Source organism: Micromonospora sp. LA-10 (genome assembly GCF_051853095.1).
GTDB classification, from domain to species: domain Bacteria; phylum Actinomycetota; class Actinomycetes; order Mycobacteriales; family Micromonosporaceae; genus Micromonospora; species Micromonospora echinospora_A.
On record NZ_CP195710.1, the window covers coordinates 654154 to 665648 of the forward strand.

Consider the following 11495-nt stretch of genomic DNA (forward strand, 5'->3'; position numbering starts at 1 on the left):
CTGTCCCGTTCCTGTGTACCAGCTGTGCGCGCCCGGCCGGCGGTGATCCGGGCAGTCCGGCCGGGTCTTCCGCACCCGGGCTACCCGGTGGTAACTTCCCGGCATGTCCATCGACGGTCGTTTTTCCGGCCGGTTGGCCGGCAAGGTGGTGCTGGTGACCGGGGCGGCCCGGGGCATCGGCGAGCACACCGCCCGCCTCGCCGCTGCACGCGGGGCGCGGTTGTCACTGGTCGGGCTGGAACCCGACCGGCTGGCCGCGCTCGCCGCCGAGCTGGGTCCCGGGCACATCTGGTTCGCCGCCGACGTCACCGACCAGCAGGCGCTGGCCGAGGCGGCCGACGGCACCGTGGCGGCGCTGGGCGGGATCGACGCGGTGGTCGCGAACGCCGGGGTGGCCAACCGCGGCACGATCGCCGTCGGCGACGTCGAGGCGCTGGTGCGTACGGTCGAGGTCAACCTGGTCGGGGTGATGCGTACCGCCGCGGCGACCGTGCCGGCGCTCGTCGACCGGGGCGGCTACCTGCTGATCGTGTCCTCGGCCGCGGCGTTCGCCGCGCTGCCCGGCATGGCCGCCTACTGCGCCTCGAAGGCGGGCGTCGAGCAGTTCGGCAACGCGATCCGCCTCGAACTGGCGCACCGGGGCGTGGCGGTCGGCACCGCCCACCCGTCGTGGGTGGACACCGACCTGGTCCGCGAGGCGCGCGCCGACCTGCCCGCCTTCGAGGCGGCGCTGGCGAAGCTGCCGTGGCCGCTGCGGCGCACCACCACAGTGGCCGAGTGCGCCGAGGCGTTCGTGCGGGCGATCGAGCGCCGCAGCCGCCGGGTGTACGTGCCGCGCGCCGTGGCCGGCGTGCAGGCGGTGCGCTCGGTGCTGGTCAGCCCGCTGGCCGACCGCCTGGTGGGCCGCACCGCGCGGGCCACCGTGCCGCTGATCGAGGAGCAGTCCCGGGCGCTGGGGCGGGGCTTCGGCGCCAGCACGCCGCAGGGGCGGCCGTGACCGCGCCGGTGGAGGTCGTCTACGAGCGGCGCGGCGCCGGGCCCACGCTGGTGCTGCTGCACGGCATCGGTCACCACAGCGGCGCCTGGCGGCCGGTGCTGGACCGGCTCGCCGAGGCGCACGACGTGATAGCTGTCGACCTGCCGGGCTTCGGCCGCTCCCCGGTGCCCGCCACCGGGCTGCCCGCCGACATGCCCGGCCTGACCGCGGCCATGGTCGAGCTGTTCGCCGCGTTCGGGCTGGAACGCCCGCACGTCGCGGGCAACAGCCTCGGCGGGGCGATCGCGCTGGAACTCGCCGCGCTCGGCGCGGTCTCCTCGGCCACCGCGCTGTCCCCGGCCGGGTTCTGCAACGCCCGCGAGCTGCGCTGGGCGCTGACCGTGCTCGCCCTGCACCGCAACGCGGCCCGGCTGCCCGAGCCGGTGCTGCGCCGCCTGTTCGCCGCGCCCGCGCTGCGGATGCTGGCGATGGGCATGATCCTGGCCCGGCCCAACCGGATGGCGCTGGACGACGCGCTCGCCGACGCCCGCGCGCTGCGCCAGGCGCGGGCGTTCCGCGCCGTCGCGCGCGCCGGCCGGGGGTACGCCTACGCGGGCGCGCCGACAGTGCCGGTGACCATCGCGTGGGGCACGCGGGACCGGATCCTGCCCTACCGGCAGGCCGCGCTGGCGCGTACCCGGCTGCCCGCCGCGCGGCACCTGGACCTGCCCGGCTGCGGCCACGTGCCGATGCACGACGACCCGGAGCTGGTCGCCTCGGTCATCCTCGGCACCACCGGCGTCCGGGCGGGCTGAGCCTCACTCGGTCGCGCCGAACGGGAACGTGTGCACGTACCGCATGGTCCAGCCGCCCGCCGCGGCGTGCTCGTCGCGTTCGTAGAGGTGGTCGGCCACCCCCTCGGCCGGCTCCTCGGGGTGCCGCAGCACCCACCGGGGCGGCGGCGTGCCGTCCGGCCCCGCGGGCAGGTCCCGGGTCAGCTCGTCGGCCGGACCGCCGACGAACCGTACGCGCACCGAAGCCACCGCTGCCCTCCCTGTGTCGACCCCTCGCCGCGAAGCTACCCCGCCGGGGTGGGAACCCCCGCCGGTTTGCACAGCTCCGGGGCCGGGTAGCGGGACCGGAGGGCACACCGGACGAGGCGAGGAGTGGGCGATGCGGACGCTGGGCGGGCGGTACGAGCTCGAACAGCGGGCCGGCCTGGGTGGCATGTCGGAGGTCTGGCGGGCACACGACCGTGTGCTGGACCGGACCGTCGCGGTGAAGCTGATCTCCCCCCGGCTCGACGGCGAAGCCGGCTCGGTGGAGCGGATCCGGGCCGAGGCGCGCTCGGCGGCGCGCCTGGTGCACCCGAACGTCGCCAGCGTGCACGACTTCGGCACCGCCACGCTGCCGGACGGCCGGCCGGTGCCGTACATCGTGATGGAGCTGGCCGAGGGCGAGACGCTCGCCGCGCACCTGCGCTCCGGGCCGCTGGACTGGCGGATCGCGGTGCGGGTCTGCGCCGAGGTGTGCGCCGCGCTCGCGGCCGCGCACGCGCACGGCATCGTGCACCGGGATGTGAAGCCCGCGAACGTGATCCTGACCCCGTGCGGGGTGAAGGTGCTCGACTTCGGCATCGCCACCTCGGCCGGCGCGCCGGACCACACCCCGGACGGCATCGTCGTGGGCACGCCCGCCTATCTGGCGCCGGAGCAGCTCGACCGGCAGCCCGCCACCCCGGCCGCCGACATGTACGCCCTCGGCGTGCTGCTCTACTACTGCCTCACCGGTTACCTGCCGTACGAGGCGGACAGCACCACCCAGTTGCTCAGGTCGCCGGGCCGCCGGACGCCCCGGCCGCTGCCCGACGTTGCCGGGTTGCCGCCCGAGGTGGCCGAGCTGTGCCGCACCTGCCTCGACGCCGACCCCGCGGCCCGGCCGACCAGCCCGATGGCCGCGCTGCTGCTGGCCGAGGCGGTGGACGCCCGGGTGTACGTGCCGATGAGCGCGGTGCTGCCCCGCCAGCGCGCGGAGCAGGTGTCGCCGTGGACCAGCCGGGCGGCCGCCGAGGCCACTGCGGCGATGGCCGTCGACGCCGCGCCGAGCGGCCGGATCCGCTGAGCGCGCGTACTGCCTGCCCGGGCGCGGTTTCGCTGCCCGGGGTCCGGGAACGCGGCCGGTGAGTGACGGGAGGAACGCGATGCCGGATCCGAGTTCCTGGCTGGCCGAGACGGCCACGGCGACCGCGGCGGGCGGTCACGTACGCACCGACGACGGCGGTCTCTCCTCCGCCCTGGCGTCCCCGCTGGCGCCGCACTGCACCGGCCTGACGCCGGAGCAGCTCCTGGCCGCGGCGTTCGCCTCCTGCCTGCACCACGCGGCGGTGGAGGCGGCCGGGGAGATCACCGACGAGGCGCACACCGTGCAGGTGACCGCCGAGGCGAAACTGGGCCGCGACGACGACGGCCGCTACCGGGCCGACGTGCACGCCGAGATCTCCTCGGCAGGACTGACCCGGGATCAGCTGGCCGACCTGGTGGCGTACGCCGACCGGCTCTGGCCGTTCTCCAGCGGCGATCCGAGCCGGCACCGGCTCACGGTGACCCCGGCGGAGAACGGCCGGCACTGAGCGTTCACCAGCGGAAGCCGGCGGTCACCGCCCGGTGGTCGCTGTCCGGAGTGCGCAGCACCCCGGCCGTGGTGGGGGTGAGTCCCCGGCAGAGGACGTGGTCCGGGCGGGTCACCGGCAGTTCCGCCGGCCAGGTGAAGCCGAATCCCTGCCCGGCCTCGGCCTGCGCGTCGCGCAGCAGCCGGGTCAGCGGGTCGAAGACGCGGTCGGTGGTGGCGGTGTTCAGGTCGCCGAGCACCACGAGCCGCTCGGCCGGGTCGGCGCGTACGGCGTCGGCCAGCGCGGCGACGGTCTGGTCCCGGGTGGCGGTGTGCCCGGCGCGCGCGGAGCCGAGGTGCACGACGTACACGGTCAGGTCGCCCCGGGGGGCGGCCACCACGGCGCGCAGCGCACGGTCCCAGCCCAGCCCGGTGTCGACGCCGTGCGCCTCCCGGATCGGCCACCGGCTCCACAGCGCCACCGTCGACACCACCGCGCGGTGCGGGTAGCGGTCGGCCAGGACCGGCGCCACCCGCTCGCCGTCGGCGACCTCCTGGAGCCCGATCAGGTCCGGTCCGTCGCCCGCGAGCGCGCCCACCGTGGCGGCCGGGTCGGGGTTGCCCACGCGCAGGTTCTGGCTGACCACCCGCACCGAGGCGCCGGCCGCGCCGGCGGCCGGGGGCAGCCAGGCGCGCCCGTACAGGCCGGCCCAGACCAGCGCCGGCAGCAGCACCGCCAGCAGCGCCGGGCGGGAGCGGCGCAGCAGCGCCGCGAGCGCGAGCAGGGGTACGCCGAGGCCGAGCAGCGGGACGGCGCTGTCCAGCAGGCTGCCCAGCCCGTGCACGTTCGGCACCGCCCGGTGGCCGGCGAGGAGCGCCGTGAGCAGCGCGGCGCAGGCCATGACGACGAGGCCGCGCCGCCTCCGGCGGCCTGACGGCTCTCCGGGGGCGCACTCGTCGGCCTGCTGCTCGGTCACCGTCGGAATCGTAACGAGCGCCCGGGTGGCTGCGCCGGGGCCTCACCATGATCCACAGCTGACGGCGCATCCGGCGTGGTCGATGCCGGCGGTCGGCGGACCGCCGCGCCGGTCCGGTCGGCCGACCAGGCCGGCCTCCCCCGAACGGTGGAGGCCGGCGCGCGACGCGGGACACCCCCGCCAGCGCCCGAATTCATATTCTTAAGCCGACATAAGGCATCTTCCGGGTACGCGCGGTTCACTCGTTTCATGATCGGCCGCGTGGATTGTCGGCCGCGAATCCGGCAGATTGTGGCGCATGCCACCAATCACCCCGATGGCAACGGCCCGCAAGCTCTCTAGCCTCGGCGGGTGCCTCCCGACCACCCCGATCACCAGCCGTTGCCCGCCAACCGCCCGGTTCGCCGAACGATTGACCCGGCATCAGCCGAACGGAGAGTGGGGCGTCACCGCGCCCCGGAGCCGCCCCGGCGCGGCCCGGCCCGCTCCGTACCGGCTCGCATCGCGGTGGCCACCGGCGTCACCTGCTGCCTCGGCCTGATCGGCGTCGCCGGCGTCGGCGAGACCGGCCCCGCGCGGCTGGACGTACGCGAGGCGGTCGCCGACCGGGCCGCCGCCGAGCAGCGGGCCTCCCGCGACTTCACCCGCCTCGCGCCACCGCCCGTCGCCGCGCCGGCCCTGCCGGCCCCGGCCGTCACGCCGAGCCCGGCCGCGTCGACGAAGAAGCCGCCGCGCAAGCCCGCCCGCCCGAAGAACCCACGGCCGGTCGCCGGGCTCGACCAGCGGCAGATGAACAACGCGAAGATCATCGTCGACGTGGGGCGGGACATGGGGATGCCGCGCCGCGCGCTCGTCGTCGCAGTGGCCACCGCGATGCAGGAGAGCAACCTGTACAACCTGGCCAGCGACGTGCTCCCGGAATCCTTCGACCACCCGCACCAGGGCAGCGGCTCCGACCACGACTCGGTCGGGCTGTTCCAGCAGCGTCCCAGCAGCGGCTGGGGCACCGTCGCCCAGCTCATGCGGCCGTCGTACGCGGCCCGCGCCTTCTACACCGCCCTGCGCGACGTGCCCGGCTGGGCGGGCATGAGCGTCACCGCCGCCGCCCAGGCGGTGCAGGTGTCCGCGTACCCGGACGCGTACGCCCGGCACGAGGACCGGGCCGCGACGATCGTGGCGGCGCTGACCTGATCCGGACCGGTCAGGCGGTGCCGCGCCGCACACCCGCGGCGGCGGTCGGGGTGTCCACCGGCACCCGCTCGCCGCGCGCGCCGGCCAGGATCTCGTCGACCCGGGACTCGCGGGAACGCCGCGCCAGCAGGGCCGCCTCGAACTCGCGGCGGGCCCGCAGGGCCTCGGCGTACGCCTCCTCCCGCAACCGGCGGGCCTCCTGGCGCGCGGCCTCCAGCTCGGCGCGCGCCGTGGCCAGCAGCTCGGCGGCCTCCCGCTCCGCCGCCGACGGGCCGGCCGCCTGCGGGCTCTCGACCGGCGCGGCCCGCCGGTGCAGGAAGTCGCACAGGTGCAGGGCGTCCGACCGGATCTGGTCCCACTCCCGGCCGGCCCCGGCGGCGCCCTCCGCCCGCGCCGCCAGCCGCCCCAGCCGGAGGCTGAGCTCGTCGAGGCAGGAATCCACCTGACGCCTGTCGTATCCGGTCTCCACCACCGAGAACCTCATGCGTCGCCCCCCAGGCAGCCGGTGTTCGTCCCCACTGCCGATCCTGCGGGCCGGACGCTTCCGAGGGCGGCCGTTCGCGCAAAATGTTCAGATTGCGGACGCCCGGACTTCCCGCTCCTACGGGTGCTTCGGGAGCACGACCACCCGTCCGAAGAACTCGTCGATGCGGCGTACCACGTCGTTGAAGTCGTCCAGGTCGATCGGCTTGGTCACGTACGCGTTGGCCTGCAACGTGTAGCTGCTGACCACGTCGGTGTCGGCGTTGGAGGTGGTGAGCACCACGATCGGGATGGTCCGCAGGCTCTCGTCACCCTTTACCTCGCCGAGCACCTGCCGCCCGTCCATCCGGGGCATGTTCAGGTCGAGCAGGATCACGTCCGGGCGCTGCGCCTCGGCGTGCCGGCCCTCGCGACGCAGGAACTCCATCGCCTCCTGGCCGTCGGCGACCACGTCGATGACCTTGTCGACGTCGGAGTCGGCGAGCGCCTCCTCGATCATCAGGACGTCACCCGGATCGTCGTCCACCACCAGGATGCGAACCGGGCTCGGGCTGCTCTGACCCATGCGTTCTACCTGCTTTGTCTCGAGGAGGGCGGCCGGCCGGGCGGCCGGTTGCTGGCGGGGAAATGTATCGGATCAGGAGGCGGCCGGCGCGGCCGGGTCGACGGTGTCACGGGGGTACCGGAGCACCTCGGCCAGCCCGGTCACCTGGAGCACCCGGGCCACCCGGCCCGTGGCCCCGGTCAGGCGCAGCCAGCCACCGTCGGCGGCGACGAGGTTGTCCCCGCGGACGAAGGCGGCGATGCCGGTCGAGTCGCAGAAGGTCAGCTCGGCGAGGTCGAGCAGCAGCTCACGCCGCCCTTCGGCGACGAGCCGGTCGATCGCCGAGTTCAGCTCGGGGGCCGTGCTCAGGTCGAGCTCACCGGCGAGCCGGAGGCAGGCTTCGCCCTCGTCCCGCCGGGCGTACGTGACGGTGAACGTCACAGCGGTCCCCCTCGCTCCCACCGCAGACAAACCCTTGCAGTAGTGCAAGTATATGGGACGGCCCACCCGGGCGCCGTCAGCGGCCCGCCGCCGACAGACCGCCGACGAGCGCCCGGGAGCGGTCGAGGAACCCGGCCGCGCGCGGGAAGTCACGCAGCTGCTGTCCATAGTGCTCCAGGGTCAGACCCACCGCTCCGGCCGGCACACCGCGGCTGACCAGGATCTCCACCAGCCACTCGACGAACGCGGTGAACAGCGTCCCGTCGTCCACGTAGAGCGCGGCGGCCAGGAAGTCCACGATGTAGCCGAGGTCGCTGATCGTGGAGTCGAGCTGCGCCGGGGTGTAGTCGGCCACCGACGGCACCCGCTCCCGCAGGTCGGCCAGGGCGCTGTCGATCAGCTCGCCGCGCCGCTTCACCAGGCTGGCGTACTCGTCGTCGGCCAGGTGGTCCAGCCGGGCCGGCGGCACGTCACGCAGCGCCCGCTCGTCGGCGACCAGGTCGGCCGCGGCGGGCGCGTCCGGCGCCCACGGCACACCCAGCACGCGCGCCCAGCGGCCGTCCTCGCCGAAGCCCCGGCCACCCACCACCACCGGCACGTCGGAGCGGCGGCACGCCTCCACCATCCGGTGGGCGTGCGGCAGCCGCATCGGCAGGGCACAGGCGAGCGCCACCGCCTCCGCGTCGTAGCGGTGCAGGTAGGAGACCAGGTGGGCGGCGGGCACGCTGGCGCCGAGGAAGACGACCTGCCAGCCGCGCAGCCGCAGCACCTCGGCCACCAGCCGGGCCGGCAGCGCGTGCCACTCGCCGTCCATGCAGGCCATCACGATCCGTCCGCGGGTCGGCCGGGGATCGGCGTACGCGGCCACCGCCGCCACCACCCGCTCGCTGATGTGCGTGGCGGCGTGCTCCTCGGCGACGCTCCACTCGTTGCGCGCCCACCGCTCGCCCACCTCGGCCTGCGCCGGGGCGACCAGATCGAGCAGCACCCGCTCGGCGGGCACACCGGCCTCCAGCAGCCCCCGGGCCACCGCCACGGCGGCGGCCTCGTCGGCGTCGGCCAGGCACTGCAGGTAACTGGCGAAGGCGTGGCCCGGATCGGCCTCGACAACCGGCACTGTCACGCGGACCACTCCTTCGTCAGCTCGCCCTCGGCCGGTTCCGGCACCGCGTGCAGGTGCCGGGGCGTCCGCCCGGCCGGGCCGGTCGCCCGCAGCGCCAGCACCGCGATGTCGTCGTGGTCGCCGTGCGCCAGCCAGTCGCAGGTCACCTGCTCGACCCGCTCGGCCAGCGCGGGCGCCGGCATCCGGTGACAGCCGGCCACGGCGTTCAGCAACCGCTCGGCGCCGAACTGCTCGTCGCCGCGCCGGCCGCCCCGCGCCTCGGTCACCCCGTCGCTGTAGAACAGGCAGGTCTCCCCCGGCGCCAGGCGCACGGTGACCTCGCCGATGCGGGGATCGGGCACCACGCCGATCAGCATGCCGCGCAACGGCACCACCTCGACGTCACCGGACTCCCGCAGCACCAGCGGTGGCAGATGCCCGCCACCGGCCAGGGTCAGGGTCTGGCCGCCGTCGCGGTGCGGGCGCGCCACGCCGAGCACCATGGTGGCGAAGCGGCCCTGCCCGTGCGCCTGGGTCGTCTCCAGCAGCGCGTCGTTGAGCAGCTTCAGCAGCCGTCCGGGCTGGCTCTCGACCCGGTGCAGCGCCTGCAGACACTGGCGCAGCTGGCCGGTGAAGACCGCCGCCTCCACGCCCTTGCCCGACACGTCACCGAGGAAGAAGACCGACCCGCCGTCGGTGAGCTGGTGCGAGCCGTAGAAGTCGCCGCCGATGCGCAGGCCGGCCTGCGCGGGCCGGTACGCGGTACCCCACTGCACGCCGGCCGCGGGCGCCGGCTCGACCGGCAGCAGGCTGGCCTGGAGCGTGTCGGCGACCTCGGCCTGGTCGCGGTAGAGCATGGCGGTGGTCAGCGCCGCGCCGGCCCGTGCCGCGAACGCGCGGATCAGGTCCACATCGGCCTCGTCGTACCAGCGGTCGGCGCGGCGGGCCACCAGCAGCGCGCCGGCCGGCGCCTCCCGGCCCGGCAGCGGCACCACCCGGGCGACGGCGCCGGCGGTGTCCAGGCCGGGCAGCCAGCCCGCCTCGGCGGCCTGCTCGACCAGCCAGTCCATCTCGTGCGGCTCGGCGCCGGACAGGCCGGCCTCGATGGCCGCGGGCAGCGCCGGGGCGGGCAGCATGCCGCTGTCCACCACGGGCGCCTGGTCGTCCGCGCGTACCGCCCGCCACCACCGGGACCGGCCGGAGCGGGGCGCGAGCACCAGGACCGCCACGTCGGCCGCGGTCGGCACGGCGAGGCGGACCACCGCGGCGGCCGCCCGGTCGGGGTGCAGCGGGTTGCCGAGCTTCTCGCCGACCACGGCGAGGAACGCCGAGCGGGCCCGCTCGGCCAGCAGCGCGTCGGCCCGGCTGACGCTCTCGGTGACGTCCTCGACGTACCAGCAGCGCCGGCGACCGGAGAGCGCGACCGGCCGTACGCGCAGCCGCCGCCCGTGGTGGGTGAACTCGGCCGGGCCGTCGCCGCGCAGCGCGCCCACGCCTGCCGCGGCGAGCAACTCGCCGGCTGTCACCTCGGGGACCAGGCGCTCCGCGACGGGGCTGACGTGCCGCACGACACCGTCGGCGTCGCAGACGACGAGGCCCTCCCGGAAGTGCTCGACGACCTCGGACCAGTCCGGGACGGAGGGGCCCCGGTCGGCTGCCAGCGGCGGCAGGGCGGGCGTCGCCGCGGCGGCGGACCACGCCTTGGCCCGTGCGGCGCTCGGCGTGGAGATCCGTCCGTCGCCCGGGTCGGCACCCCTGACGTCGGCAGCAGTCACCAGCTGAGCCCCACTCTCCTCGTCGGCACCCCCGGGGCGCCCGCACGGCGCCTGTGGCCATATCTCTTCACCCCACCCTACGCGGGTATGCCACGACCGCCACCCCGCCGGCGCTGCTGGGGCGGCCCGCGCGCGCCCAGCGCGACGGTGCCGCTGTTGTTACGATCCAGGCATCCCTGCCCGAGCGGCAGCGTGCGGAAAGGCGTGATGGTGGTTCCTCAACGCAGACGGCCCGAGGCGACCCCGCTGAGCATCTCCGTGGACCGTTCCGACCCCGCCGTCCCGGTGCTCGGCGTCGGGGGCGACCTGGCCTACGCCACGGCTGCCCCGCTGCGCGCGGAGGTCGACCGGCTGCTCGCCGGGCGTCCCGCGACGCTCGTGTTCGACTTCGCCGACCTGCTGTTCCTGGACAGCACCGGCCTGTCCGTGATCGTGCACGCCTGGCGGGAGGGCCAGCAGGTCGGCACCCGCATCGAGCTTCGCGCGGTACCCAGGTTCCTGGAGACCATCCTCGACCTGACCGGCGTCACCGGCCTGCTCGACCGTTCGCCGGTCGACGGCCGGACCGGGCCGTCCGCCGCGGGTTCGGCCGCCTCCGCGTGACCCCGGGGTTTCCCGCCGGCGCCCGGCTGGGAACATGGGTGTGTGCCCTCCCAGATGCTGACCATCGAGGCGGACCGGCTCGACGCCGGCGCCGCCCGGGTACGGCTGGCCGGTGAGCTTGACTTCGACACGGCCCCGGAACTCGTCGAGGCCGTGGCGCGGCTTCGACGCGACGGCTACCAGGAGGTGGAGCTCGACTTCGCCGGCGTGGTCCTCTGCGACTCCTCCGGGCTGAGCGCGCTCGTGGTGATCCACCGCTCCGGCACCGGCGCGGTCCGCCTGCGGAACATGAACGCCCAGATCCGGCATCTGCTGGACCGCACCGGCCTGGCCGAGCTGCTGGCCGCCCCGCCCCGCGGCGTCATCGGCAGCGCCCGCGAGGTGGGCTGACCGTCCCCGCGGCGTTCCCGGGAAGGGGTGGCCCCCGGCCCTGGGACCAGGGGCCGGGGGCCGGGAGGATGGCTCAGGCGGCAGGCGCGGCCTGCCGGCGCGGGCCGCTGTCGCGCGGCTCCGCCAGCGGGGCCTCGGCGTCCTCCGGCGCGCCGGAATCGGGCGTCTGGAACAGGTAACGGACGAAGTCCCCGGTATCCCCGTCGTCGTCCGCGCCGGGCCACTGCCCGACGCAGTCGACGCCGATCACCTCACGCCCGGTGCCGTCGTGGTGCTCCAGCAGCGCCCAGAGGGTCACCGGGTAGCAGCGGGTGACGTCCGGGCCGATCCGCCAGCGGGCGTACCACCCGGGACGGGCGGGGACGATCTCCACGATCCGTTTCATGTCGACCTGCCCTTCCGCGTG

General features: G+C 75.7%; 15 protein-coding genes. 7 read left to right on the forward strand and 8 right to left on the reverse strand.

What is annotated here, in order from left to right; translation table 11 throughout:
• Positions 1-103 precede the first annotated feature (103 nt).
• Together ACSDG8_RS03165 and ACSDG8_RS03170 are read left to right on the forward strand one after the other, a co-directional pair.
• Positions 104-997 carry an SDR family oxidoreductase gene (locus ACSDG8_RS03165; protein ID WP_210891367.1) on the forward strand — a complete coding sequence of 298 codons (894 nt, stop codon included), beginning with the start codon at positions 104-106 and terminating at the stop codon, positions 995-997.
• On the forward strand, positions 994-1791 hold the full coding sequence (locus ACSDG8_RS03170; protein ID WP_210891365.1) for an alpha/beta fold hydrolase: 798 nt from the start codon (positions 994-996) through the stop codon (positions 1789-1791). Before ACSDG8_RS03165 ends, ACSDG8_RS03170 begins: the two co-directional genes overlap by 4 nt.
• Positions 1792-1794: 3 nt before the next feature.
• Here ACSDG8_RS03170 and ACSDG8_RS03175 read toward each other — a convergent pair whose 3' ends face one another.
• The gene (locus tag ACSDG8_RS03175; RefSeq protein WP_174536561.1) at positions 1795-2019 is read right to left on the reverse strand and encodes a hypothetical protein; all 225 of its coding nucleotides are present in this window, start codon (positions 2017-2019) and stop codon (positions 1795-1797) included.
• 130 nt (positions 2020-2149) lie between these two features.
• On the opposite strand from ACSDG8_RS03175, the gene ACSDG8_RS03180 reads away from it, so the two are divergent.
• Together ACSDG8_RS03180 and ACSDG8_RS03185 are read left to right on the forward strand one after the other, a co-directional pair.
• Entirely contained in the window at positions 2150-3097 is a 948-nt protein-coding gene (locus tag ACSDG8_RS03180) for a serine/threonine-protein kinase (protein WP_210891363.1), read from the forward strand.
• Between the two features lie 79 nt (positions 3098-3176).
• Positions 3177-3605: an OsmC family protein gene (locus ACSDG8_RS03185; RefSeq protein WP_013285994.1), complete on the forward strand. Its 429-nt coding sequence runs from the start codon at positions 3177-3179 to the stop codon at positions 3603-3605.
• A 4-nt stretch (positions 3606-3609) separates the two neighbouring features.
• On the opposite strand, the gene ACSDG8_RS03190 is transcribed toward ACSDG8_RS03185, so the two are convergent.
• On the reverse strand, positions 3610-4560 hold the full coding sequence (locus ACSDG8_RS03190; protein ID WP_307856149.1) for an endonuclease/exonuclease/phosphatase family protein: 951 nt from the start codon (positions 4558-4560) through the stop codon (positions 3610-3612).
• A 351-nt stretch (positions 4561-4911) separates the two neighbouring features.
• Between ACSDG8_RS03190 and ACSDG8_RS03195 the strand changes: the two genes are divergently transcribed.
• Positions 4912-5751: a hypothetical protein gene (locus ACSDG8_RS03195; RefSeq protein ID WP_210891361.1), complete on the forward strand. Its 840-nt coding sequence runs from the start codon at positions 4912-4914 to the stop codon at positions 5749-5751.
• Between the two features lie 10 nt (positions 5752-5761).
• On the opposite strand, the gene ACSDG8_RS03200 is transcribed toward ACSDG8_RS03195, so the two are convergent.
• The 5 genes from ACSDG8_RS03200 to ACSDG8_RS03220 form a co-directional block, all read right to left on the reverse strand.
• Positions 5762-6235, reverse strand: a complete 474-nt coding sequence (locus tag ACSDG8_RS03200) for an ATPase (protein WP_210891359.1) — start codon at positions 6233-6235, stop codon at positions 5762-5764.
• 117 nt (positions 6236-6352) lie between these two features.
• Complete coding sequence (locus tag ACSDG8_RS03205; protein ID WP_210891357.1) at positions 6353-6799, reverse strand: response regulator; 447 nt, start codon at positions 6797-6799, stop codon at positions 6353-6355.
• A 72-nt stretch (positions 6800-6871) separates the two neighbouring features.
• Positions 6872-7219 (reverse strand): STAS domain-containing protein, encoded by a 348-nt coding sequence (locus tag ACSDG8_RS03210; RefSeq protein ID WP_210891355.1) that lies wholly within the window; start codon positions 7217-7219, stop codon positions 6872-6874.
• 76 nt (positions 7220-7295) lie between these two features.
• Positions 7296-8342, reverse strand: a complete 1047-nt coding sequence (locus tag ACSDG8_RS03215) for a cobalamin B12-binding domain-containing protein (RefSeq protein WP_210891353.1) — start codon at positions 8340-8342, stop codon at positions 7296-7298.
• Positions 8339-10096 (reverse strand): PP2C family protein-serine/threonine phosphatase, encoded by a 1758-nt coding sequence (locus ACSDG8_RS03220; protein ID WP_210891351.1) that lies wholly within the window; start codon positions 10094-10096, stop codon positions 8339-8341. Before ACSDG8_RS03220 ends, ACSDG8_RS03215 begins: the two co-directional genes overlap by 4 nt.
• Before the next feature lie 258 nt (positions 10097-10354).
• Here ACSDG8_RS03220 and ACSDG8_RS03225 point away from each other — a divergent pair, with 258 nt between their 5' ends.
• Both ACSDG8_RS03225 and ACSDG8_RS03230 read left to right on the forward strand, forming a co-directional pair.
• On the forward strand, positions 10355-10699 hold the full coding sequence (locus ACSDG8_RS03225) for an STAS domain-containing protein (RefSeq protein WP_307856151.1): 345 nt from the start codon (positions 10355-10357) through the stop codon (positions 10697-10699).
• A gap of 42 nt (positions 10700-10741) precedes the next feature.
• On the forward strand, positions 10742-11089 hold the full coding sequence (locus tag ACSDG8_RS03230) for an STAS domain-containing protein (protein WP_307856152.1): 348 nt from the start codon (positions 10742-10744) through the stop codon (positions 11087-11089).
• Between the two features lie 73 nt (positions 11090-11162).
• On the opposite strand, the gene ACSDG8_RS03235 is transcribed toward ACSDG8_RS03230, so the two are convergent.
• Entirely contained in the window at positions 11163-11474 is a 312-nt protein-coding gene (locus ACSDG8_RS03235) for a hypothetical protein (RefSeq protein ID WP_184685618.1), read from the reverse strand.
• Positions 11475-11495 lie beyond the last annotated feature (21 nt).